The sequence below is a fragment of the Roseateles subflavus genome, from assembly GCF_030285365.1.
In the GTDB taxonomy this organism is placed as follows: domain Bacteria; phylum Pseudomonadota; class Gammaproteobacteria; order Burkholderiales; family Burkholderiaceae_C; genus Roseateles_B; species Roseateles_B subflavus.
Window position 1 is genome coordinate 1,034,063 of sequence record NZ_JASVDS010000001.1, and the last position, 22,756, is coordinate 1,056,818.

Consider the following 22,756-nt stretch of genomic DNA (forward strand, 5'->3'; position numbering starts at 1 on the left):
TCCCGCATGTCCATCGTCCCAGTGCCCGTTTCCACCCGCGCGTCGCGCCGCCTGACGCCGCTGGCCGCCTTGCCGGTGGCCATCCTGCTGGCGGCGTTGGCCGCCTGCGGGGGCAGTGCCTCCGAACCCCAGCCCTGGCCGCCGGCCTCCGCGGTGATCGCTCACCGTGGCGCGTCCGCCCTGCGTCCCGAGCACACGCTGGCCGCCTACCAGAAGGCCATCGACGACGGCGCGGACATCATCGAGCCCGATCTCGTCTCGACCAAGGACGGCGTGCTGGTGGCCCGCCACGAGAACGCCATCGCCATCCTGAACGCCGACGGCAGCCTCAAGGAGGCCACGACGAACGTGGCGGACAAGCCCGAGTTCAAGGACCGGCTGCGCACCAAGTCCGTCGACGGCGTCAGCATCCGGGGCTGGTTCACGGAGGACTTCACGCTGGCCGAGCTCAAGACGCTGCGCGCCCGCGAGCGCATTCCGGCCGTGCGCCCGGGCAATGTCACCTTCAACGACCAGTTCGAGGTCCCGACGCTGCAGGAGGTGATCGACCTCGCCAAGGCGCAGACGGCCGCCAAGGGCCGCACCATCGGCATCATTCCCGAGACCAAGCACCCGTCCTACTTCCAGTCCATCGGCCTGCCGCTGGAGCCGACCCTGCTGTCGGTGCTCGACAAGAACGGCTGGAACCACCGCGATGCGCCGGTGATCGTCCAGTCCTTCGAGGTGGCCAACCTGAAGGCCATCGCGCAGAAGAGCACGGTGCGCCTGGTGCAGCTGATCAACAGCAGCGGCCGGCCCTGGGACTTCATCCAGGAAGGCGCGGCCAACACGCGCAGCTACGCCGACCTGGTCACCCCGGACGGGCTGAAGGAGATCGCCCGCTACGCCTATGCGGTCGGTCCGTACAAGGAATGGGTGATCCCGCAGGTCCGCGATGCCAAGGGCGTGGCCACGGGCCTGGGCCAGCCGACGAGCTTCGCGCGTGACGCGCACGCGGCGGGGCTGAAGATCACGATCTGGACGCTGCGACCGGAGAACGCCTTCCTGCCGACCGGTCTGCAGGGGGCGCCGTCCGCCGACGCCACGGCGCGCGGCAACAGCGTGGCGGAAATCCGCGCCTACCTCGATGCCGGCATCGACGGCTTCTTCACCGACGACTCCGCCGTCGGCCGCCTGGCGGTGCAGGGCTGGAAGCCGGCGAACTGAGCGGGCGCGCGGCGGTGATTTGACGCACGGACCCGCCGTGCGTCGGGCGGATTCCCTGGCGCGGCGCGGATCTTGAGCGGGCCTCGCGGTACGATGCCGGCCCCAGCCGCATCAACGCCCGCCGCCCGCGCCATGAGATCGTCCATCCACATCGTCGACGTCGACCGCACGGAGACCTGGACGCGCTACCGCAAGGGCCTGTGCGACACCTGCGCCGCCAACTGCTGCACCATGCCCGTGGAGGCCCGCCTGGCGGACCTCGTGCGACTGGGGCTGGTCGATGCCTTCGAGGCCGAGCACGAGGCGCCCAAGCAGATCGCCAAGCGTCTGAGCAAGGCGGGGCTGATCGAGCACTTCAGCTTCCGCCATGAGATCTTCCAGCTGGCCCGCCGTGCCGGGGGCGACTGCCAGTTCCTCGATGCGAAGACGCGACGCTGCACGGTCTACGAGCGCCGCCCGGACATCTGCCGCAAGCATCCCCAGGTGGGGCCGCGGCCCGGGCACTGCCCCTTCGGCCCCCGCCGCGAGGCACCGCAGCGGGACTGAGACCGCGGGATGGATGCGGCGTCAGCGCGGCCCGTCCCTCGGCCGCAAGGCCCCGGCGCGCCGGGGGCGGGCCGATCCGGGATAATCGGCGCCGTCCCCCTTCCCAGGGGCCCGACCCTCTCGCTGCAGCATCCATGTCGAATCTGATTGTTCACGGCGGCACCCCGCTGGCTGGCCGCATCATCCCCTCGGCCAACAAGAACGCCATCCTGCCCATCCTGTGCGCCACCCTGCTCACCGCCGAGCCGGTGCGCTTGCGGGGCATCACCGAGATCACCGACGTCAAGAAGATCCTCGAGGTCTTCCGCAAGCTGGGCAGCACCGTCGAGGTGGACTACAAGACCGGCATCCTGGACGTGCACCACCGCGACACCCATTTCGATGCCGCGACGGACCGCCTGCCGGAGGAGATGCGCTCCTCCATCATGCTGGTGCCGGGCCTGATGGCGCGTTTCGGCGCCGCCCGCATCGAGGACGACGTCAAGGGCTGCACGCTGGGCGCCCGCGAGATCGATCCGCACGTGGAGGTCTTCGAGCGCTTCGGCGCCAGCGTGCAGCGTCTGAGCGACGGCCTGCTGCTGAGCGTCGACCGCCCGCTCAAGGCCAACGACCACTGGACGGACTACGCCTCCGTCACCACCACCGAGAATTTCGTGCTCTGCGCCGCGCTGGCCGAAGGCACCTCGACGCTGATGAACGCGGCCTCCGAGCCGCACGTGCAGGAGTTCTGCGCCTTCATGCAGATGCTGGGCGCGAAGATCGAGGGCCTGGGCACCTCGCGTCTCAAGATCACCGGCGTGCCGCGCCTGGGCGGCGGCGACTTCACCTTCGCCGAGGACTTCCACGAGATCGTCACCTTCCTCGCGCTCGGCGCGATCACCGGCGGCGACGTGCAGGTCAAGAACTCCCATCCCGAGCAGTTCCCGCTGATCGACCGCACCTTCGCGAAGTTCGGCGTGCACATCGAGCACAAGGACGGCTGGTCGCGGGCCGTCACGCAGGGCCCGCTCAAGGTCAAGGAGCCCTTCACGCGCAACATCCTGCAGAAGGTCGAGGCCGCGCCCTGGCCCTACCTGCCGGTGGACCTGCTGCCCATCTTCGTGGCCCTGGGCGTGAAGGCCGAGGGCAGCGTGATGTTCTGGAACAAGATCTACGACGGGGCGATGGGCTGGACCTCCGAGCTGTCCAAGTTCGGCGGGCATGCCTTCCTCTCGGACCCGCACCGCATGGTCACCTTCGGCGGCAAGCCCCTGCATGCGGCCGAGGTCGAGAGCCCCTACATCATCCGCGTGGCCATCGCCCTGCTGATGGTGGCGGCGTCGATCCCCGGGCGTTCGGTGATCCGCAACGCGACGCCCATCCGGCGCGCCCACCCGCACTTCGTCGAGAACATCTGCACCCTCGGCGCCCGCATCGAGTGGGTGGACGGGGACTGATCCGGCCCCCTGACGCCATCCCGCTGTCCGCATGCTGCCGCAGTTCCTGGGCTCCTGCCTGCGCTCCCTGCTTCCGGGGCTGGCGCTGCTGTCGGCCCTCGCCGCACCGGCGCGGGCCGCCGAGCTGCCGGCGATCACCTGGCTCGTCCAGGACGTGCCGCCGCACTTCAGCTACACCCGCTCGGGCCAGACGCCGCTGACGGTGGAGGACCTCGGCCAGGGCGAGCTCGACGGCTTCATGCGCATCCTGCTGAAGCGCATGCCGCAGTACCGTCACGTGCTGGTCGAGATGCCCTTCACGCGCTTCGAGGTCCAGGCTCGGCAGGGGCAGACGATGTGCAGCCTGCTGCATGTGCGCACGCCGGAGCGCCTGGCCTGGCTCTACTTCAGTCATCTGTACCCGCCGCTGTTCTCGCGCCAGCTCCACGTCGTGGTGCACCGGGACCGGCTCGCGCAGTTCGAGACCGCCACGACCGGGCAGGCGCTGCAGCTGACCGACCTGCTCCAGCGCCCGGACCTCCAGGGCCTGCTGCCGCGGGACCGGGCCTTCGGTCCGCGGATCGATGCCCTCCTGAAGCAGGCGGGCGAGGCCGCACCCCGCACCGTCGTGCCCAACCGGAACATGCACCTGCTGCACATGCTGCGGGCCCGGCGCATGGACTACACGCTGGAGTACCCCTCCGTGGTGGATGAGTTCCTGCGCCTGCAGGGCGGGGACGACCTGGTGAAGCTGCCGCTGGCCGAGGGGCGCAGCACGCAGCTCGCCACCGTCGCCTGCAGCCGCACGCCGGAGGGGCGCCAGCACATCGAGGCCATCGACGCCGCCGTGCGCCGCCTCGCCCAGGAGAAGGACCGCGAGGGCTGGATGCGTGGCTGGCGCAAGGAGGGCCTGGACGAGCAGGACCGTCAGCGCGTGATCCGCTACATGGACGAGCGGGCCCGCGGCGGCCCGGCCATCGAGTGAGCCGTCCGCCCAAGCTCGCGCTGCCCATGCGCGAGGGCGTGAGCGCCTCCGCCCTGGCCTGCCCGGCCGGCGCCTGGACCCTGTTGCTGGACTTCCTGGCGGAGCGCCTCCCCCTGGTCGAACGCGAGGACTGGGCCGACCGCATGGCCGCCGGCGACGTGCTGGGGCCGCAGGGTCAGGTCTTGCCCCCCGGCACGCCCTACCGCGCCGGCCAGCGCATCTACTACTACCGCCGGGTGGCCCACGAGGCGCCCGTCCCCTTCGAGGAGCGGCTGGTGCAGGTGGACGAGCACCTCGTGATCGCCGACAAGCCGCACTTCCTCTCGGTCACGCCCAAGGGCCGGCACGTGCAGCAGACGCTGCTGACGCGCCTCAAGCGCCGGCTGGATCTGCCGGACCTCACGCCCGTGCATCGCCTGGACCTGGAGACCGCCGGGCTCACGGTGTTCTGCGTGCAGCCGGCCCACCGCGATGCCTACCAGCGCCTGTTCCGCGAGCGCAGCGTCGATAAGGTCTACGAGGCCGTGGCCGCCGCACCGCCGGCGGGCCTGGCCCTGCCGCTGCGCTACCGCAGCCGTCTGGTGGAGCGCGCGGGCGATGCCTTCATGCAGATGGCCGAGGTGCCGGGCGAACCCAATGCCGAGACGCAGATCCGCTGCCTGCGCCTGCTGGGGCAGGGCCGGGCGCTGTACGAGCTGCACCCGCTGACGGGGCAGAAGCACCAGCTGCGCGCGCAGATGTGCGCGCTGGGGCTGCCGCTGGCAGGGGATCGCATCTACCCGGTGCTGCAGCCGCCGCGCGAAGACTTCGACGAGCCGCTGCAGCTGCTGGCGCGGGCCATCGCCTTCACGGATCCGGTGACGGGCGAGCGCCGGGCCTATCGCTCGACGCGTCAGCTGGCGCTGGCCGAGGCGAGCAGCAGCTCCGCCTGATCGCTCAGCAGCGGCCGCACGAGGATGCGGTAGCCGTCGAGGTCGAAGGGCGGCGGCCGGTGCGACGCCGGCAGTGCCAGGTGGGGGCCCTCGACGGTGCCGAGGTAGGCCCAGTGCTGCAGCACATGGGTCTGGACCCAGTCGCCGTCCCGCTCCACCAGCCCCACGGCGCCGTCGAAGGGCCAGGCCTGCACCTGCCAGTCGCCCAGGGCCGTGAACAGGCGGGCATCGTGCGCGGCGGGGGTGTCCTGCCCGGCGCACAACGCGCATCGTCCCAGCTGCCGGGCGAAGCAGCCGCGTGACGAGGCGCTTTCCAGGCCGAGCCGGGCGAGGCACAGGCGGTGGTCCTCGGCCAGGCTGCGCAGGGCCTGCTGGGCGGCATGGGCCGAGCTGAAAAGGCCGAAGAGGCCCGGGCTGCGCGCGAAGTCGTGGTCCCGCGAATGCACCAGACGCAGCACGGCGGGCTTGCCCGCCGCCATCCAGGCGCACAGCGAGCGGCTGCGGCGCAGGCGCTTGTTGAACAGCGGCTGCTGCTCCTTCACCCAGCGGGACTCCAGCAGCAGCGCCCCGACCTCGCCGGCCGTGCGCTGCCAGCTGATGCGGCAGGTCTGCGCCAGCAGGCGCGCCTCGGCCGGCTCCCGCAGGTGGGCCAGCACGCGCGAGCGGATGTTGACGCTCTTGCCGATGTAGAGCGGCAGCGCGCCCTCGCCATGGAAGACGTAGACCCCGCAGGCGGCGGGCAGCTCGGCGAGATTGGCGTCGGGGATGCGGTGGGGCAGCATGGGGCGCAGGGCGGGGGAGCCGCAGTATGCCAAGAGGCGTCATGGCTGTGCGAGGGGCGTGCCGGCTGTGCTGTCATCCCCCCAGCAGGAGGGAGCAACAAGCCGCAACAGGGACCCGGCGCGAGGGGCGGCGCGCCCTACACTGCTGGCGCCCTTTGATCACAGCAGGGCGGGAGCATGACGATGGCAACGATGGGCAAGGGACTGAAGATCCTGGCGGGCGTGGGCCTGGCGGCGGCGGTGGCTGCCGCGGGCTGGTGGGGCTGGCAGCGCCTGCGCGGCACCCCGGAGGCCTCCGAGGCCGACAGCGGTCCGCCGGCCGCCTTCGCGCTGGCGGACTGCAAGGCGCGCCTGTTCGACGGCTCGCCCGCCATCGCGGTGATGTTCACGCAGGCGCTGGCCGGCGGCCAGGACTTCGGCAAGCTGCTCACGGCCACGGAATCCGCCACGAACGAGGACGCCGACAAGGCCAAGCCCGTCGAGGCCCGCTGGGTCCTCGGCGACAACCCGCGCGTGCTCTACCTCCCCTACGTGAAGCCCGAGCGCAAGTTCCGCGTGAAGCTGGCCGGCGAGCTGGCCGCCCGCGCGGGCGCGACGCTGGCCACGCCGCAGACCTGCGAGGTCGCGAGCGAGGCCATGCCCGATGCCTACTATTTCGCCAGCCGCGGCACCGTGCTGCCGGCCGAGATCAACGGCGGTCTGCCCGTCGTGACGGTCAACACGCCGCAGGTGGACGTGCAGTTCCTGCGCATCCGCCCCGAGAACCTCAGCGCCTTCCTCGACCAGGTCGGCGGCCGCCGGGATCGCCCGCGCGCCGCGAGCTACGAGGAGGGCAGTGAGGAGTACGAGGGGGGCTACTACTACGAGGACCCGGGCCGCCGTCTCAAGGGCACGACCTCGGGCTACGTGCTGGACCAGCTGCGCGGCATGTCCGACAGCGTCTACATCGGCCGCTTCACCACGGACGAGCGGCCCAACCGCCGCAACGTCTCCTTCCTGCCCGTCGAGCGCATCAAGGAGCTGCAGGAGCCCGGCATCTACGTGGCTGTCATGAACACCCCCGGCCGCTTCGGCTGGGACTACCAGGTCACGCATTTCTACGTCACCGACATCGGCCTGCACCTGCGTCGCCACGCCGCGCAGATCGACGTCTTTGCCACCTCGCTCAAGAGCGGCTCGGCGCTGACGGGCATCGAGCTGACGCTGGTGGACGAGGCCGGCAAGGCCGTGCAGCAGGCCAGCAGCGACGGCCAGGGCCATGCCGTCTTCACGCAGAAGCTGGACAAGGCCCGCGTGGTGCTGGCCAAGCGCGGCAAGGAGATGTCGGTGCTGTCGCTGGGCGATGCGGCGCTGGATCTCTCGGAGTTCGACGCCGTCGGCCATCCCTCGCGCAACAACAAGCTCTTCGTCTACGCCGGCCGGGATCTCTACCGGCCCGGCGAGAGCTTCCAGGCCTCCGTGCTGGCCCGCGATGCCGACGGCCGCGCCTGGACCAAGCCCGTGCCGCTGACGCTGAGCCTCAAGAAGCCCGACGGCAGCAATGCCGCCACGCTGCTGGTGCGCCCCGGCGCCACGGGCGCGGGCTACTACCAGCAGGCCCTCACGCTGCCGGCTGATGCGCCCACGGGCCGCTGGCAGCTGCAGGCGCGCGTGGACCCGGCCGCCAAGCAGCCGGATGCGCAATGGAGCTTCCAGGTCGAGGAGTTCCTGCCCGAGCGCATGAAGCTGCAGCTCAGCGCGCCCGAGGCCGTGCTGACGGGCGACGCGGAGCTGAGCGTCGACGTGCAGGGCGACTACCTCTACGGCGCGCCGGCCTCCGGCAACCGCGTCCAGGCCAGCCTCTACAGCGAGCGCCAGGTCAATCCGCTGGCACGCCAGCTGCCCGGCTTCATCTTCGGTGACTTCGCGGACGACAAGGCAAAGAAGCGCGGCGATGCCTCGGACACCGAGCTCGACGACAAGGGCCACGCGAGCCTGAGCTTCAAGCCCGAGCTGACGGAGCGCAGCTCGCCCATGCTGCTGCGCACGAGCGTGGCGCTGCTGGAGAGCGGCGGCCGCCCGGTGGTGCGCTCGCTGGAGCGCAGCTGGTGGCCGGCCGAGCAGCTCGTGGCACTTCGCCCGCTGTTCGACCGCAACGTCGTGCAGGAAGGCGGCATGGCCGAGTTCGAGATCACGCGCGTGGACGCCGCCGGCAAGTTCCACCCCGCCGCCGATCTGCAGCTCAAGCTGATCTACGAGGAGCGGCAGTGGTACTGGCGCTATGACGACAGCCGTGGCTGGCACTCGGGCTTCAATACGCAGGAGGAGCTGGTCGAGGCCCGCCAGATCAAGCTGGACAAGCGCAGCAAGATCGCGCTGCCCGTGCGCTGGGGCCGCTACCGCCTGGAGATCGCGGATCCGGGCACCCAGGAGACGCTGCGCTACGGCTTCTACGCCGGTTGGGGCGCGCAGGACGCCGATGACGTCGGCAACCGTCCGGACCGCGTGCAACTCAAGCTCGAGGGCGCCCCCTTCAAGCCGGGCCAGAAGGCGAAGCTCGAGATCAAGCCGCCGCATGACGGCGAGGCGCTGGTGACCGTCGAGGGCGACCGCGTGCTGTGGAGCGAGCGCCTCTCGGTCAAGGCGCGCGGCACCACGGTCGAGATCCCCGTGGCGGAGGACTGGAAGCGCCACGACCTCTACATCACGGTGGCCGCCTTCCGCCCGGGCAGCCAGGGCGACAAGGTGACGCCGGCGCGCGCGCTGGGCCTGGTGCACCTGCCGCTGTGGCGCGAGGACCGCAAGCCCAAGGTGGAGCTCGTCGCGCCCCCGAAGGCCACGCCGGAGCAGGCGCTGCCGATCAAGGTCAAGGTGCCGCAGCTGGCGGGCAAGTCGGCGATGGTGACCGTGTCCGCCGTGGACGTGGGCATCCTCAACATCACCCGCTACAAGACGCCGGACCCGCAGGACTTCTTCTTCGGCAAGCACCGCTACGGCGCCGATCTGCTGGACCTCTACGGCAAGCTGATCGAGAAGATGGAGGGCAATGCCGCCCGCCAGCGTTTCGGCGGTGATGCCGGCAAGCGCGACACGCAGAGCATGCCGCGCAAGGTGCTGTTGGTGGACCTCTTCAGCGGCCCCGTGCTGCTGGACGCCAAGGGGGAGGCGACGGTCAGTTTCAAGCTGCCGGACTTCAACGGCACCCTGCGCGTGATGGCGGTGGTGTCGAGCCCCGACAGCTACGGCAGTGCGCAGGCCGAGACCGTGGTCGCGGCGCCGCTGGTGGCGGAGCTGTCGATGCCGCGCTTCCTCTCGCCGGGCGACAAGGCCACCATCGCGCTCGACGTGAGCAATCTCTCGGGCAGCGCCCGCGAGGTGAAGGTGCGCCTGGAAGCCGAGGGGCCGCTGCGCGTGGCCGCCCAGCCCGAGCCCGTGCAGCTGGCCGACAAGCAGCGCAAGGTGCTGAGCTTCCAGGTCGAGGCGACCGAGGCCGCGGGGCTGGTGCCGATCAAGCTGCACGTGCAGGCCGGCGACCTCAAGCTCACCCGCGAGGCCGCCCTGCAGCTGCAGCCGCTCACGCCGCCGGTGCACGAGCTCAGGCGCACGCGCCTCGAGCCCGGCGCCACGCTCAAGCTCGAACCGGGGCTGCTCGACGGCTACTGGGGCGGCTCGGCCAGCGCGACGCTGAGCCTCTCGGACTCCCCGCCCATCGACATCCGCGAGCAGGTCAAGGGACTGCTGGGCTATCCCTACGGCTGCCTTGAGCAGACGACCAGCAGCGCCTACCCGCTGGCCATGATCGACGAGGAGGCCGCCAAGGCCTTCGGCATGACGCCCGTCCCGCGCGAGGAGCGTGCCAAGCGCCTGGACACCGCCTTCGGGCGGCTGGCCGGCATGCAGCAGGCCAAGGGCGGCTTCGGCCTGTGGAGCAACACCAGCCCCTACGAGGCCTGGCTGACGGCCTACGTGACGGGCTTCCTGCAGGATGCCAAGGACGCCGGCTTCGCGCCGCCCGAGAGCATGATGACGCGCGCCATGGACAACCTCCTGGAGCAGTTCCAGCGCAGCCCCGGCCAGCAGACGCAGCCGCCCAAGGACCCGAAGCGGGACGACAAGGGCCGCGTGGCGAGCTACAGCGACATCGAGCTGATCCGCATCGCCCACCAGCGCTTCGCCGAGGCCGCACACGCGGGCTACATCCTGGCCCGCGCGCAGAAGGCACCGCTCGCGACGCTCAAGACGCTGCATGACCAGTACCGCGGCAATGCCCGCTCGCCGCTGCCCCTGATCCACCTGGGCCTCGCGCTCAAGCTGATGGGCGACGAGACGCGGGCGAAGCAGGCGCTGGACGAAGGCGTGAAGCGCGCCTACGGCATCAACCCCGCGCTCGCGCCGGTGCAGGAGTGGTGGTGGTGGGAGGAATGGCTGGGCGACTACGGCAGCCGCGTGCGCGACCAGGCGTTGGCCTACGCCCTGCTGACCCGGCACGGCATCCAGCACGAGCGCCGCGAGGGCCTGCTCTTCGACCTGGCCTCCGACTTCGACCGCCGCCGCTACTTCTCGACGCAGGAACGCCTCGCGCTGTTCCTGGCGGTGCGCAGCGCCCACGGCCAGGCCGGCGGCGAAGGCTGGAGCGCCAGCCTGCAGACCGCGGCCGCCGCACCCGAGGCGCTGGCCGGCAAGGAGACCGCACAGCGCGACATTCCCGGCGCCAAGCTCAAGGCCGGCACCGTGGTGAAGAACGAGGGCAAGGGCTCGCTCTTCGTGGAGGTCCATGCCCAGGGCTACCCGACGAAGCCACTGCCACCGCAGGCGGACAGCATCGTGGTCGAGCGCAGCCTCTTCACGACGTCCGGCAAGCCCGTCACGACGCGCCAGTTCACCACCGGGGAGATGTACATCGTGCGCCTGCGCGCCACGGCCAAGCGTCCGATCAAGGACGGCCTGATCGTGGACCGCATCCCGGCTGGCTTCGAGGTGGAGAACCTCAACCTCAGCCAGGGGCCGCAGGCGGGCGAGTTCGAGGTGGACGGCCAGAACATCGCGCAGGCCAACGCCAATGCCCGCATCGTGCACACCGAGTACCGCGACGACCGCTTCGTGGCCGCCGCACAGCTCGACGGCAATCCGCTGGACGTCTACTACCTCGTCCGCGTGGTGACGCCGGGCCGCTACCAGGTGCCGGCGCCCTTTGCGGAGGACATGTACCGGCCGGAGCTGCGCGGCATCGGCAAGGCGGAAGGCGAGATCACCGTGCTGAACAAGAAATGAGCCCGACGTGAAGTGCGCCCCGTCGGTGCGTCGTCGGCGCGTCGTCAGGGCGTGCTGAGCCGGGCCAGGTGATCGTCCCATGCCTGCGCGTCTGAACTTGAAACGATGGGCCCGGCGCCGCCGGGTCTGCGGAGTCCTGGCCCTGCTGGCGCTGGCCCTGCTGGCCCTGGACCGGCTGTTCCCGCTGCCGGCGGCAGCCTGGCCCGACAGCCCGGCGCGGCGCCCGCTGGAGGCCGTCGTGGTGCTGGCCGAGGACGGCACGCCGCTGCGCTACTGGCCCGGGGCGGATGGCGCCATGCGGCACCGCGTGACGATCGAGCAGGTGTCGCCGCGGTACGTCGAAGCCCTGCTGCACTACGAGGACCGCGCGTTCTGGTGGCACCCGGGCATCAACCCGGTGGCCTTGGCGCGGGCGGCCTGGCAGTGGGTGCGCGCGGGGCAGGTGGTGTCGGGCGGCTCCACGCTGACGATGCAGGTCGCGCGCCTGCTCGACCCGGAGTGCGCCGACCGCCGGCGCAATCTGCAGACCTGCGCCACCCGCACCGTCGGCGCCAAGGCGCGGCAGATGCTGCGCGCGCTGCAGCTCGAATGGCATCTGGGCAAGCGCGAGATCCTCACGCTCTACCTCAACGAGGCCCCAATGGGCGGGATGGTCGAAGGCGTCGAGATGGCGGCGCAGGCCTACCTCGGCAAGTCCGCGCGCGATCTCTCGCAGGCCGAGGCGGCGCTGCTGGCCGCCCTGCCGCAGAGCCCGTCCCGGCTGCGACCGGATCGCCATCCGGCGCAGGCCCAGGCGGCGCGGGACAAGGTGCTGGATCGTCTGATGAGCCAGGGCGTGTGGCCGGCCGCCGAGGTGCGGGACGCCCAGCTGGAGAAGGTCTTCGCGCCGCCCCTGCGCTCGCGCGTGCTGGCACCGCTGTTCGCCGAGCGCCTGCGCCAGCGCGGGCTGAAGGCGGGCACCGCCGTCGTGCCCTCGCTGCTCGATGCCGGCCTGCAGCTGCGCCTGGAGCAGGTGCTGCTGGATCGGCTCAACACGCTGCCCGAGCAGGTCTCCATCGCGGCGCTGATCGTGGACAACCGCGACGGCGCCGTGCGCGCCTACGCCGGCTCGGCGGACTTCGGCGACATGAAGCGCGCCGCCCACGTGGACATGGTGCGCGGCCTGCGCTCGCCGGGCTCGACGCTCAAGCCCTTCCTCTACGCCATGGCGCTGGATCAGGGGCTCGTCCACTCCGAGAGCCTGCTGATCGACGCGCCGCAGAACTTCGGCGGCTATGCGCCGGGCAATTTCCAGGCGGACTTTTCCGGGCCGGTGAGCGTGTCCGAGGCGCTGCAGCGCTCGCTCAATGTGCCGGCCGTGGACCTGCTGGACCGGATCGGGCCGGAGCGCTTCGCGGCGCAGCTGCGTGGCGCGGGCCTGCGCCTGCGCCTGCCGGCGAACGCGACGCCCAACCTCAGCCTGATCCTCGGCGGCGGCAGCACCCGGCTGGAGGAGCTGGTCGGGGCCTACACGGCGCTCGCACGGGGCGGCGAGGCCGTGCAGCCGCGCCTGCAGGCCGCGGACCCGGTGCGCACGACGCGTCTCATGAGCGAGGGGGCGGCCTTCATCGTGCGGGAGATCCTGGAAAACGGGGGGCGGCCCGGCGCGCCCTTTCGCGAGTCCGGGGCTCGGATCGCCTGGAAGACGGGCACGAGCTTCGGCTTCCGGGACGCCTGGGCGCTGGGCGTGACGGACCGCTACACGCTGGGCGTCTGGATGGGCCGGCCCGATGGCACGCCGAACCCGGGCCACTTCGGGGCCAACAGCGCGGCGCCGCTCCTGCGAGATCTGGCCGCCGCGCTGGGGCCGCAGCAGCTCGCGCCGCGCCGCCAGCCGGCCAGCGTGCAGGCCGCGGCCGTCTGCTGGCCGCTCGGCCGCCTGGCCTCGAGCACGCCGCCCGACCAGTGCCTGCAGCAGCGCACGGCCTGGCTGCTGGACGGTGCGGCGCCGCCCACGCTGCCGGAGCGCGGCGTGTCGCAGGGGCTGGAGATGCAGGTGATGGTGGAGGGCGCCGGGCGCGAGCGCGTGTCGGGCGACTGCGCCGGCCCGGGCGCACACAGCGTGCCCGCCGTGCGCTGGCCGCAGCTGCTGCAGCCCTGGATCGAGCCGGCGCAGCGGCATCCGCTGGAGCGTCTGCCGTGGAAGTCCGGGTGCCGTGGCGAGGCGCAGGGCGGGCCCAGCGCCCGGTTGCGCATCGTGGGGCTGGAGCCTGGCACCGTGCTGCGGCCGTCGCCCGGACAGACGCACATCCGGCTGCCGCTGCAGGTGCTGGGCGCGCAGGGGGCCGTCGCCTGGCTGCTCGACGGGCAGCTGCTGGCCTGGCAGGACGCGCCCGCGGGGGCGGCAGCCCGGGGCGGCGTCCTGCTGCAGCCGCAGCGCAACGGCGAGCAGCAGCTCACCGCGCTGGATGCGCAGGGGCGCTACGCCCGGCTGCGCTTCACGGTCCAGGGGCTCTGATCAGCCCGCCAGCGGCGCGAGCCGCTCGTGCGCGGCCAGCGTCATCGCGCAGGCCTGGGCCGCCTCCACGCCCTTGAGCGCCAGATGCTCGTGGAAGAAGCGCTGGTGCACGTCGTGCTCGTGGAAATGCTGGGGCGTGAGCGAGGCCGAGATGACCGGCAGGCCGCTGTCCAGCTGCACGCGCATCAGCCCGTCGACCACGGCCTGGGCCACGAACTCATGGCGGTAGATGCCGCCGTCCACGACCAGGGCGCAGGCGATGACGGCCTGGTGCTGGCCGCCGGCGGCGAGACGGCGGGCGTAGAGCGGGAACTCGAAGGCGCCGGGCAGCTCGTGCACCTCGATCTGGTCGTCGGTCCAGCCCAGGCGCCGCAGCGCCTCGGTGGCGCCGCCGGTAAGGCGCTGGACAAGCTCGGGATGCCATCGGCTGGCCAGCAAGGCGATGCGGCCGCGATGCTTCGGAGCGGGAAGGGTGTCAAAGGTCTGATTCATGTTGAGCTTTCTGAAAGCAGGTCACACAAATCAGGGCGCGCGCAGACAAGCCACAGCGGCGCTCCGGCCTGGCGTGAACAAGGCAGGTGCGCCGCATGGCTTCAACAACGCGATCTCTTTCATCCGGACTGTGACCGTCGGCCCTGGCCTCGCACCAGGTCTGCTGACCCTCGGCCGAAGCGGCCGAGGCGCTCGCGGGCTCCTGCGCGTGGCGCAGATACCGCCGGTGAGGAATTGCACCTCGCCCTGAGAACGCGCCGACCCAGGGGGGGGGCCGGCGGCCGCATTCTAGGGGCCGGGACGGGCCGCGTTCAGAACAGCAGCTTCGCCGTGGCCGAGAACATGTTCCCGCGCTGGCCGTAGGTCTTGCCCAGCAGCCACGCGGCCTCGACGTGCAGGCTTCGCTGCGCGCCGAGCGTCCAGTCGGTCTGCAGCGACGGGCCGGCGCGGAGGGACTGGCGCTCGGCCGGCTTCCAGCGCCGCCAGTTGCCCAGCTCGCCGAAGCCCTGCACGCCCGCGCGCCAGCCGGGCTGCAGGGGCCAGCTGAGCTGCCACTGGACCTTGAGCTCGGTGCCGTTGCGGGCGAGGTCGCCCCAGCCGTGCTCAAGGATCGCGTTCGCCTGGAGGCGCGCCAGACGCCATTCCGTCTGCGTGACGAGGCCGAGCTCGAGCGCATGGCCGCGCTGCTCGCCGCCGGTCTTGATCAGCTGGACATGCAGCGCCAGATCGCTGTCGCCCCGGCCATCGTCGAGCCGGACCTGATGGATCCAGTTCCAGGTGTCCAGTCGCACGGCCTCCTCGCGCGTGCCTTCGTAGCTGGCCAGCAGCGCGCTGGTCCAGCGCTCGGAAATGCCATAGGACAGCGCCAGCTCCGGCCACAGCACCGCCGGGCTGCCGTCACGCTGCTTGACCGTCCAGTAGCGCAGCTCCAGGCCCCATTGCGCCGCCTGGGCATAGGGGCGGATCACGTAGTAGCCAGGGTCGGCGTGGGCGGTGCCCAGGCCCAGCAGGGCGGCGACGAGCGGCGCCCGGCGCAGCAGGGTGGGCAGGAACGGACGCAGCATGAGGCTCCTCCGGAGGGCCGGCTCCCCCTTGGAGCGGCGACGCCAATGTAGCAAGCGTTGCCAACTTGTGCCTCAGTTTGGGGACACAAGCGCCGCTCCGGCGACAAAGTTCCGGGGATTCCCGGGTGTGCGATCCGCGCGAATCGGCCGATGCTGAAGAACCGGCAACGTTTGCAATGCCGGTGCCGCATCATGAACGCCACCTATGCTCCGCTCCGATCGCTCAAGTCCCGCACGCTGATGGGTCTCTTGCTGCTGGGCCTGGCCATGGTGCTGGTGCTCGGCGGCTGGCATCTGCGGCGCGAGCTGAACCTGCAGGCGGAGCAGGCCGAGGCCAGCCAGCAGTTGCTGCCGCTGCTGTATGCCGAGCCGCTGTCGCGCGCGATGGCCAGCAGCCAGACGAGCGCGGCCCAGCGCCTGCTGGAAGCGATGGTCAGCCGCCACGAGCTGCAGTCCGCCGAGCTCCGGGGGCGCGATGGCCTCCGTCTGCTGAGCGGGCCGGACGCATTGCCCGGCCAGGACAGCCCCCACAGCGAATTCGCACTGCGCCTGCCGGGTGACAGCGAAGAGATCGGCCGCGTGCGTGTCATCGCCCCGGAACTGAGTGCGTGGGGGCAGCTGGGCAAGCCCTCGATGCAGCACTGGCTGCTGCAGCTGCTGGCCCTGGCCCTGGCCCTCGGGCTGGGGGCGGCGATGCTGGTCGACCGCCTGCTGCTGCGCCATCTGCGCCGCATGGCCTCGGACATGGAACGCTTCGATCCCAGCCGCCCGCCCAGCGAATTCAGCTGGTTCGACGACGGCCTGCCCGCCCGCACGCCCGCCGAGCTTCAGCAGATCAACCGCGCCATGGCGCACGTCCACCAGAGCGTGGACCAGCAGCTGCAGCGCAAGCAGCGCGAGATGCGGGACCTGAGCGCCCAGGTGGCCCAGCAGGCCCGCGCCCTGCACGAGGCGCAGGCGGCGCTGGACATCAAGCAGCGCGAGCTGGCCCAGCTGGCGCGCCATGACAAGCTCACGGGGCTCGCCAACCGGCGCGAGTTCGACGACGCCCTGCGCCGCGAGTTCAAGCGCGCCCAGCGCCAGCAGTCCCGCCTGGCCCTGGCGGTGCTGGACCTCGATCACCTCAAGGCCTACAACGAGCTGCACGGCCACGACGCCGGGGACGAGCTCCTGCGCCGCTTCGCCCGGCTGCTGGGCGAGCGCTTCAAGCGCGATACCGACCTGGTGGCGCGCCTCGGCGGTGAGGAGTTCGGGGCGCTGCTGCCGGGCTTTGACGCCGACTCGGCCCAGGGCCTGCTCGAAAGCCTGCGCGAGGAATGGCGGCGCCTGTCGCTGCCGCATGGCGCAAGCCCGGTGGATGCCGTGGTGACGGTGAGCATCGGGCTTGCCGCCTACAGCCCCGCCCAGCCCTACCTCAGCCCCCTGGCCCTCATGCAGGCGGCCGACGAGGCGCTGTACATCGCCAAGCACGCCGGGCGGGACCGCCTCAGCCTGGCCGCCTGAGCGCTGGCGTGCGAGGTCGCAGGCCTCGCCAAAGAAAAAGCCGGCCCCGGGCCGGCTTCGTTGTGGCGGGGGCGCCGGACTTCAGTCGCGGCCGTGGGCCTGCGCCTCCAGCAGCTGCTCGCTGACGCGACGTGCGGCGCGCAGCACCAGCGTCTCGTCGAGCTGCGCCTGCGGGGCGATGGCCTGGGCGATCTCGTCCAGGCGTTCCGGGGCGTTCATCAGCGCCCACGCAATGACCGAGATGGCGCAGATGCTGCGGCGCTGCAGCGTCTCGGGCATCTCGAGCTTGGTCTGCACCTCGACGTGGCTGCGCACGCTGGCCACCGAGGCGGGGGCGAGGCCCCAGCTCTCGCACAGCGCGGCGCCCAGGGCATCGTGGCTCACGCCGAAGGCCGTGTGCTCCAGCTTCACCAGCTCGGCGTCATCCTGCGTGGCACGAAGCATCGCGGGGTAGTGGGCCGGCGCGTGGCGGTACAGCACGGCCTTGCCGCATTCCTCGAACAGGCCGGCCGAGTGCGCGGCCCAGGGATCGACGCCCAGCATCTGCCCCATGCGGCCCATCAGCAGCCCGCGCTGCGAGGCGCGCGCCCACACCGGCTCGAGCTCGGGGGCGGGCGGGAAGGCGGCGCGCAGGCCCATCTCGAAGGTGATGGCGGCCACTTCGCGCATGCCGAGGTAGGTCAGGGCCTGGTGCACCGTCTGCACGCGCCCGCGCAGGCCGTACAGCGAGGAGTTGACGGCCTTCATCACGGCAGCGGCGAGGGCCATGTCGGTCTCGACGAGGGCCGAGACGGCGAGCAGGTCGATGTCGTCGGCCGCCATCAGCAGGGACAGCTTGACCAGCACCTCGGGCTGGGTCGGGATTTCGATCTCGAGGTTGCGCAGTTCAGGATCAACGGACATGGGCGGCCTTGAATGAGAGCATCTCCGGGAAACGGGCCGGGCCCGTTCCGCCCCCCGCGGGAGTCAGGCCGGCCGGCAGGGTGCGGCGGCGTCCTGAGAGACGTAATCCGGCAATGGTAGCGCCGCAGCAGGCCCGCCGCGGCATCTTGTGACGCCTGGAAATGATTCCGCGCCTCGAACAGGCCGGCGCCCTAGCGCAGGAAGGCGTCGTAGCTGGTCTTGAGGATCAGCGCCCCGACCACCAGCACGAACATGCCCCGCACGAAGCCCGTGCCGCGGGCCAGGGCCATGCGCGTCCCCAGCAGGCTGCCGATGACGTTGGTGACGGCCATCACCGCGGCGATGTGCCACCACACATGCCCCTTCAACGAGAAGAGGACGAGCGCGGCGGCGTTGGTCGCCGTGTTGAGCAGCTTGGCGCTGGCCGAGGCGTGCAGGAAGTCGAAGCCCAGCAGGCGCACGAACAGGAAGACGAAGAAGCTGCCGGTGCCCGGGCCGAAGAAGCCGTCGTAGAAGCCGATCACGCCGCCGATCAGGCAGGCCACCGCCGCCTCGGTGCGGCCGCTGAAGCGCGGGGCGTGGTCGCGGCCGAGGTCCTTCTTGGCCAGGGTGTAGAGCAGCACGGCGCCGAGGATCAGCGGCAGCAGCTTGCGCAGGCCTTCCGGGCTGATCAGGGTGACGGTCCAGGCCCCGCCGAAACTGCCCAGCAGCGCGGCGCCCGCGGCGGGCAGCAGGGCGTGCCAGGGCAGGGTGACGCGGGCGGCGTACTGCTTCGTGGCCCAGGCGGTGCCCCAGATGGCGGCGCCCTTGTTCGTGCCGAAGAGCGTGGCCGGTGCCGCCTGCGGGTAGACGCTGAAGAGGGCCGGCACCAAGATCAGGCCGCCACCGCCGACGATGGCATCAATGAATCCGGCCAGCAGGGAGGCCAGGGCGACGGTGACGAGATCCAGCATGGGCAGGCTTCAGGCGGCAGGGCGGTGGCCGCGAGGCGGGCACCAATGAAAACGGGCACCGATGTGGTGCCCGTCGATTGTGACAGTGGCGCGCCACGGTAGTGGCGGCCCCGTCTTGTTTGTCTCCTCAGCCCCCGTAGGCAGACACTGCAAAAGCAGCATCCGCGTCGAGTGACGCCAATGTAGAGGCGGGCCGACATGCACGCACTTGGGGTTTTTACGGGATGTCACGCACCGTTACGGTGCCGTCCGCGCCGTTCGGGGGCTCGCCGCCAGTCGTCCGCACCCCGTTTTTCTCCATGACGCAGGGCCGGCGGCGCCGGTTTGCGGGCGCTCCACCGCGCGCCAGCGGTCGGCGGGCGGCTGTCCCTTGATCCGGGGGCGCCGGGCGGGCTCAGCGCGGCGACAGCGGATTGAACAGTGGCTTGAACGCGAAGGGATCGGGGTTGGCCGGATCCACGGTGACCCGCACCGCATGCACCTCCTGCTCGCCGAAGACCTGCAGGCGCAGCAGGTTGCGCAGGACCTGGCCCTTGCCGGGTTCCTTCACGGCCTTGAAGGGGCGGTCGATCACGAAGCGGTGGCTGTCGCCGTGGATCAGCAGCACCGGGCGGCCCCAGTCCTGCACCATCGGGAGCAGTCCCTGCTCGAAGAGCCGGGTGAAGCCGCTGTGGCTGGGGAACTCGGACCACACATTGGCACCGAGGAAGGGATCGGCCTGCATGGCGATCACCACGGCGCGAGCGTCCTGCCGGCGAGCCTGCTCGAAGCCAGCCTGCAGCCAGGCCAGGTTGGCGTCGGTGCGGGCGAAATGCTCCTGGACGGCGGCGAGGTCGCGAGGTTCGAAGCCGTTGTTGGAGCCCGGCACGTTGAGCGTCAGGAAGAGCACGCCCTCGCGCGTGAAGCGCAGGTTCTCGCGGTAGCGCGCATGGGCCGGCTGGACATCGGCCTGCCGCTCCACGGCCAGCGGACGCCGGCCGAGGCTGCGAGGCGCGCCGAAGAACATCTCGCGCAGCGCCTCCAGCCGCTCCTGGGGCGCGTAGCCGCCTGCGGCGGGGCGGTGGCAGTCGGTCCATTCGTTGTCGCCCGGGGTGTAGACCAGGGCGCTGTCGAACTGGTTGAAGAAGTCGCGCTGGCGGGCGAACTCGTCGTCGCTGCAGAGGCTGCTGCCGCTCTTGAAGTCGCCCACGTGGACGCTGAAGGCCGGGGCCTGCGCGTTGACCAGCCCGATCAGGTGCTGGTAGACCGGGTAAGCCGTCTCGGGCGCGCCGTAGGGCATGTCGCCCAGGGCCACGAACTCGAAGGGCTTCGGCGGCGCGGGCTCGGCTGCCAGCGCGGAGGTGCCGCCGAGCAGTCCCGCCAGGCTCAGCGCGGCGTGGGTGGCGTGGGCGGCCAGCCGGTGCAGGGCCCGATCGAGGCGCCCGCGGGCGGGCAGGGGGCGACGGGGGGCGGCAGCGCTCATGGGGCGGTCTCGGTGGACGGGGTGGCGGGGGCTGGGGTGGGAGCCGGAGCAGGCACCGGGGCGGGGGCCTGCATCCGCGCGTCCTCGAGGGGCAGGCGGTCCCGGCGGCGCAGGTCCAGCACGACGGTATGGGCGGCCTTGTCCTGCAGGGCCTGCCGGTTGGCGTCCCAGAACACCTGGGCGAAGCCCATGCCGCCCGTGCCCATGCCGGCGAGGTAGCCGCCATAGCGGCTGAAGCTGCGCAGGAAGTTGATCGGCTTGCCGCTGAGTTCCGCGACCCGCAAGCCCATCAGCCGCTTGCCGACGGTCTGGCCTGGCCACAGCACCGGCAGCAGGGTGAAGTAGACGATGGCCAGGCTGAAGCGCAGTCCGGCCTCGCCCAGGGCCTCGTCCAGCCACTCCCGGGGACGGAAGCCGCTGTGCTTGCGCGCCTCCTCTTCCGAACGGCGCAGCTGCTGGATCCGACGTTCCAGGTCGGCGATGCGGCGGCTTTCTGCGCTGGCGGCACTGGCAGCGCCCGCCTCGGGCAGGGCCGCCGCCGGGGCGTCGGCCCGGTCCTCGCTCTCGTCGTCCGCCGGGGCGGTGGCGGCAGCGCGCGAGGGGCCTTTCTCACGGAAGCTCGCAGGGCGGAGGTCCTGCCAGACCCCGTACAGCCCGAGCACCAGGGCCAGGGCCACGGGGACCCACCACAGCACCGATGGCGCCGGCCGTGCCGCCTGCTCGGCGTCCCGCTGGCGGATCTTCAGCCAGGCCGCGGCGGCCACGCTCCCCAGCAGCATCCAGTTCCCCAGCGACGAGGCCAGGCCGATCAGCGCCAGGTCCAGCGCCATGGCCCAGGCCCGCTGCGATGGCCGCGCCAGGGCGTGGCCCAGCAGGTCGGGGCTGACGTTGACGTCTTCGGGTGTGACCCAGTCACGGCGGGGCGAGGGCTTGATGAGGGCGGGCAGGCGCATCGGGAAGGCGGCAACGCGGAAGGCAAGGCTGCCGATTCTGCCCCGCGGACCAGGCCCGCGGGTGACTCGCGACCCATCGGCCGCGCGGCCTGCGCTCAGTCGTCTTCCAGGCTGTCGCAACCGGCGGCGGGGCACAGCACACCGATCTGGCTGAGCAGGTCCAGCGCGTTGTCCCGCCAACTCGGGCTCTCCGGTTCGGTCGCGGCCATGGGACGGCTGGCCGGACCGGCGGGCAGGTCCGGTGGGGCGAACGCCGGCGTCGCGGCGTGGGGGGCCGCCCGGGATCCGGCGCCCGCCGGGAGCGGATCCTGGGCCGGCGACGGCTGCAGTGGTCCGGCCTGGGGCGGCGCTTCGTAGGCGACGCGCAGCAGGCCGTCCGCCGCGGGAGCCGCCGGCCGGTGTGCGGGACGGGGCGGGGCCGGCTCGCTCACGACGCCGTCCGCCGCGGTCGACTCCAGCGAGGGCAGCCGGTGGCCCAGGACCACGGCGGCAAGCGCAAGAGCAAGGAAGACCGTGGATTTCATGGAGGCAGGGCGGGCAGGGAGCCGTGGCACGAGGGAAGAGCAGGCCGAAGGATGCGTGCCCTGCCTGAGCCGCTCGCGTCTGTTGTGCGAAGAAATGCAAAGCTGCTCAGCCCGTCAGCCTCTCAATCCCCTCAACCCGTGCGGCATCGCCGGCCTCCCGGCGCGACCCGGGGGTGCCCCACGCGTCGGTCAGGGCTGCGCCCGGGCGTCGGTGCCCCGGGACTGAAGCCGTCGCTGCAGGGCGACGAAGTCGTCCAGGGCCTGCCACAGGGGGGTGGCGTCCAGCGACGGCTGCAACTGCCCCAGCGCCAGGGCCGCCGCCTCCAGCGTGCTCAGCTGGTGCGCGGCATGGGCCTTGCGGATGGCGTAGCGGCTCGGCGGGGGCTCGGCCAGCGTCAGGCGGGGCAGGGCCTGCAGCCAGGGCGAGGCGCGCAGCAGCTGTCGGCTCTGGCGCCAGGTGCCGTCCAGCAGGACGAGCCGGGGCGGCAGGCCGGACGCGGCGGGCGACGGTCCACACGGCCGGTCGGGGTCGGGCGGGTAGAGCAGCAGCAGCGGGTGCCCGTCCTGCGGCGGCGGTGCGAAGGCCTGGCCGACCCGGCGCTCGCAGCGCTGCAGGCATTGCTGCAGCAGGCGCGCCGTGCCCTTGGCCTGCCGGGACTCGTCCGGATGCTGGAGGATCAGCAGCGGCACGGCGTTGTCCACCGGCCGGACGCAGGCGCACAGGCAGCCGGCCAGCGGGCGCTCGCAGCGGGGGCAGTGGAGACGGCGGCTCATGGAACCCCCGCGCTCAGGGCGCCTTCAGGGGCAGCGGGGCGCCGCTCTTGACGCAGCGGATGGCGAAGTTGCTCGTGATGTCCTGCACCATGGGCAGGGCCTGGAGCCGGCGCACGATCTGCTCGTAGTCGGGGAGGTCGCCCACCACCACCTCCAGGAGGTAGTCGTGCGCGCCGGACACGACATGGCAGGCCACCACCTCGCTCATGGCCTGCATGCCGGCCTCGAACTCCCGCACGGCGTCCTCCCGGTGGTGCATCAGCCGCACGTTCACGAACACGGTCGTCGCCAGCTGCAGGCGCTTGCGGTCCAGGACGGCCCGGTAACCGCTGATGTAGCCCGCCTCCTCGAGGCGGCGCAGGCGGCGCGCGCAGGGGCTCTGCGACAGCGCGACGCGGTCGGCGAGCTCGGCCACCGAAAGCCGGCCCTCGCGCTGGAGCAGCTCCAGCAATTGCAGATCAATGCGGTCCATGGGTGAAAAAGAGCGTTGATAAGTATTTCGTTGGCGAATATGT

18 protein-coding genes and 1 riboswitch are annotated in these 22,756 nt (G+C 71.8%); of the genes, 8 read left to right on the plus strand and 10 right to left on the minus strand.

Going from position 1 to position 22,756, the window contains the following annotated elements; genetic code table 11:
- Positions 1-6 precede the first annotated feature (6 nt).
- The 5 genes from QRD43_RS04620 (at position 7) to QRD43_RS04640 (ending at position 5,084) form a co-directional block, all read left to right on the plus strand.
- Positions 7-1,206, plus strand: coding sequence for a glycerophosphodiester phosphodiesterase (locus tag QRD43_RS04620; RefSeq protein ID WP_285981296.1), 1,200 nt, complete (start codon positions 7-9; stop codon positions 1,204-1,206).
- A gap of 132 nt (positions 1,207-1,338) precedes the next feature.
- On the plus strand, positions 1,339-1,752 hold the full coding sequence (locus QRD43_RS04625; RefSeq protein ID WP_285981297.1) for a YkgJ family cysteine cluster protein: 414 nt from the start codon (positions 1,339-1,341) through the stop codon (positions 1,750-1,752).
- A gap of 134 nt (positions 1,753-1,886) precedes the next feature.
- Positions 1,887-3,188 (plus strand): UDP-N-acetylglucosamine 1-carboxyvinyltransferase, encoded by a 1,302-nt coding sequence (locus QRD43_RS04630; protein WP_285981298.1) that lies wholly within the window; start codon positions 1,887-1,889, stop codon positions 3,186-3,188.
- 31 nt (positions 3,189-3,219) lie between these two features.
- Entirely contained in the window at positions 3,220-4,152 is a 933-nt protein-coding gene (locus QRD43_RS04635) for a TIGR02285 family protein (protein WP_285981299.1), read from the plus strand.
- Complete coding sequence (locus tag QRD43_RS04640) at positions 4,149-5,084, plus strand: pseudouridine synthase (protein ID WP_285981300.1); 936 nt, start codon at positions 4,149-4,151, stop codon at positions 5,082-5,084. Before QRD43_RS04635 ends, QRD43_RS04640 begins: the two co-directional genes overlap by 4 nt.
- On the opposite strand, the gene QRD43_RS04645 is transcribed toward QRD43_RS04640, so the two are convergent.
- Positions 5,045-5,866 carry an endonuclease gene (locus QRD43_RS04645; RefSeq protein ID WP_285981301.1) on the minus strand — a complete coding sequence of 274 codons (822 nt, stop codon included), beginning with the start codon at positions 5,864-5,866 and terminating at the stop codon, positions 5,045-5,047. The genes QRD43_RS04640 and QRD43_RS04645 overlap by 40 nt on opposite strands.
- Positions 5,867-6,049: 183 nt before the next feature.
- Between QRD43_RS04645 and QRD43_RS04650 the strand changes: the two genes are divergently transcribed.
- Together QRD43_RS04650 and pbpC are read left to right on the plus strand one after the other, a co-directional pair.
- On the plus strand, positions 6,050-11,116 hold the full coding sequence (locus QRD43_RS04650; protein ID WP_434063826.1) for an alpha-2-macroglobulin family protein: 5,067 nt from the start codon (positions 6,050-6,052) through the stop codon (positions 11,114-11,116).
- 91 nt (positions 11,117-11,207) lie between these two features.
- Positions 11,208-13,613, plus strand: coding sequence for a penicillin-binding protein 1C (gene pbpC, locus QRD43_RS04655; protein WP_434063827.1), 2,406 nt, complete (start codon positions 11,208-11,210; stop codon positions 13,611-13,613).
- Here pbpC and QRD43_RS04660 read toward each other — a convergent pair whose 3' ends face one another.
- Both QRD43_RS04660 and QRD43_RS04665 read right to left on the minus strand, forming a co-directional pair.
- A complete protein-coding gene (locus tag QRD43_RS04660) occupies positions 13,614-14,105 on the minus strand; it encodes a 6,7-dimethyl-8-ribityllumazine synthase (RefSeq protein ID WP_285981304.1) in 492 nt (163 codons plus the stop codon).
- 107 nt (positions 14,106-14,212) lie between these two features.
- Positions 14,213-14,363: riboswitch (FMN riboswitch) on the minus strand.
- Between the two features lie 53 nt (positions 14,364-14,416).
- Positions 14,417-15,169, minus strand: a complete 753-nt coding sequence (locus QRD43_RS04665) for a hypothetical protein (RefSeq protein WP_285981305.1) — start codon at positions 15,167-15,169, stop codon at positions 14,417-14,419.
- A 192-nt stretch (positions 15,170-15,361) separates the two neighbouring features.
- On the opposite strand from QRD43_RS04665, the gene QRD43_RS04670 reads away from it, so the two are divergent.
- Positions 15,362-16,672, plus strand: coding sequence for a GGDEF domain-containing protein (locus QRD43_RS04670; RefSeq protein WP_285981306.1), 1,311 nt, complete (start codon positions 15,362-15,364; stop codon positions 16,670-16,672).
- A gap of 81 nt (positions 16,673-16,753) precedes the next feature.
- Here QRD43_RS04670 and QRD43_RS04675 read toward each other — a convergent pair whose 3' ends face one another.
- From QRD43_RS04675 to QRD43_RS04705, 7 genes are all read right to left on the minus strand, one after another.
- Positions 16,754-17,575 carry an HDOD domain-containing protein gene (locus QRD43_RS04675; RefSeq protein ID WP_285981307.1) on the minus strand — a complete coding sequence of 274 codons (822 nt, stop codon included), beginning with the start codon at positions 17,573-17,575 and terminating at the stop codon, positions 16,754-16,756.
- 191 nt (positions 17,576-17,766) lie between these two features.
- Positions 17,767-18,528: a TSUP family transporter gene (locus tag QRD43_RS04680; protein ID WP_434063820.1), complete on the minus strand. Its 762-nt coding sequence runs from the start codon at positions 18,526-18,528 to the stop codon at positions 17,767-17,769.
- Between the two features lie 394 nt (positions 18,529-18,922).
- Positions 18,923-19,990, minus strand: a complete 1,068-nt coding sequence (locus QRD43_RS04685; protein WP_285981308.1) for a hypothetical protein — start codon at positions 19,988-19,990, stop codon at positions 18,923-18,925.
- Positions 19,987-20,943: an RDD family protein gene (locus tag QRD43_RS04690; RefSeq protein ID WP_285981309.1), complete on the minus strand. Its 957-nt coding sequence runs from the start codon at positions 20,941-20,943 to the stop codon at positions 19,987-19,989. The genes QRD43_RS04685 and QRD43_RS04690 overlap by 4 nt, the downstream gene beginning before the upstream one ends.
- 95 nt (positions 20,944-21,038) lie before the next feature.
- Positions 21,039-21,467, minus strand: a complete 429-nt coding sequence (locus tag QRD43_RS04695) for a hypothetical protein (RefSeq protein ID WP_285981310.1) — start codon at positions 21,465-21,467, stop codon at positions 21,039-21,041.
- Positions 21,468-21,656: 189 nt separating this feature from the next.
- Positions 21,657-22,241 (minus strand): tRNA-uridine aminocarboxypropyltransferase, encoded by a 585-nt coding sequence (locus QRD43_RS04700; RefSeq protein WP_285981311.1) that lies wholly within the window; start codon positions 22,239-22,241, stop codon positions 21,657-21,659.
- A gap of 13 nt (positions 22,242-22,254) precedes the next feature.
- Positions 22,255-22,713, minus strand: coding sequence for an Lrp/AsnC family transcriptional regulator (locus tag QRD43_RS04705; protein ID WP_285981312.1), 459 nt, complete (start codon positions 22,711-22,713; stop codon positions 22,255-22,257).
- Positions 22,714-22,756 lie beyond the last annotated feature (43 nt).

Excerpts from the sequence above, each read along its gene's own strand:
- QRD43_RS04660 (WP_285981304.1), bottom strand. The coding sequence starts at position 14,105 with ATGAATCAGACCTTTGACACCCTTCCCGCTCCGAAGCATCGCGGCCGC.
- QRD43_RS04650 (WP_434063826.1), top strand. The coding sequence starts at position 6,050 with ATGGCAACGATGGGCAAGGGACTGAAGATCCTGGCGGGCGTGGGCCTG.
- QRD43_RS04620 (WP_285981296.1), top strand. The coding sequence starts at position 7 with ATGTCCATCGTCCCAGTGCCCGTTTCCACCCGCGCGTCGCGCCGCCTG.
- QRD43_RS04695 (WP_285981310.1), bottom strand. The coding sequence starts at position 21,467 with ATGAAATCCACGGTCTTCCTTGCTCTTGCGCTTGCCGCCGTGGTCCTG.
- QRD43_RS04625 (WP_285981297.1), top strand. The coding sequence starts at position 1,339 with ATGAGATCGTCCATCCACATCGTCGACGTCGACCGCACGGAGACCTGG.
- QRD43_RS04675 (WP_285981307.1), bottom strand. The coding sequence starts at position 17,575 with ATGTCCGTTGATCCTGAACTGCGCAACCTCGAGATCGAAATCCCGACC.
- QRD43_RS04665 (WP_285981305.1), bottom strand. The coding sequence starts at position 15,169 with ATGCTGCGTCCGTTCCTGCCCACCCTGCTGCGCCGGGCGCCGCTCGTC.
- QRD43_RS04685 (WP_285981308.1), bottom strand. The coding sequence starts at position 19,990 with ATGAGCGCTGCCGCCCCCCGTCGCCCCCTGCCCGCCCGCGGGCGCCTC.
- QRD43_RS04705 (WP_285981312.1), bottom strand. The coding sequence starts at position 22,713 with ATGGACCGCATTGATCTGCAATTGCTGGAGCTGCTCCAGCGCGAGGGC.
- QRD43_RS04645 (WP_285981301.1), bottom strand. The coding sequence starts at position 5,866 with ATGCTGCCCCACCGCATCCCCGACGCCAATCTCGCCGAGCTGCCCGCC.
- QRD43_RS04690 (WP_285981309.1), bottom strand. The coding sequence starts at position 20,943 with ATGCGCCTGCCCGCCCTCATCAAGCCCTCGCCCCGCCGTGACTGGGTC.
- QRD43_RS04680 (WP_434063820.1), bottom strand. The coding sequence starts at position 18,528 with ATGCTGGATCTCGTCACCGTCGCCCTGGCCTCCCTGCTGGCCGGATTC.
- QRD43_RS04670 (WP_285981306.1), top strand. The coding sequence starts at position 15,362 with ATGAACGCCACCTATGCTCCGCTCCGATCGCTCAAGTCCCGCACGCTG.
- QRD43_RS04700 (WP_285981311.1), bottom strand. The coding sequence starts at position 22,241 with ATGAGCCGCCGTCTCCACTGCCCCCGCTGCGAGCGCCCGCTGGCCGGC.
- QRD43_RS04630 (WP_285981298.1), top strand. The coding sequence starts at position 1,887 with ATGTCGAATCTGATTGTTCACGGCGGCACCCCGCTGGCTGGCCGCATC.
- QRD43_RS04635 (WP_285981299.1), top strand. The coding sequence starts at position 3,220 with ATGCTGCCGCAGTTCCTGGGCTCCTGCCTGCGCTCCCTGCTTCCGGGG.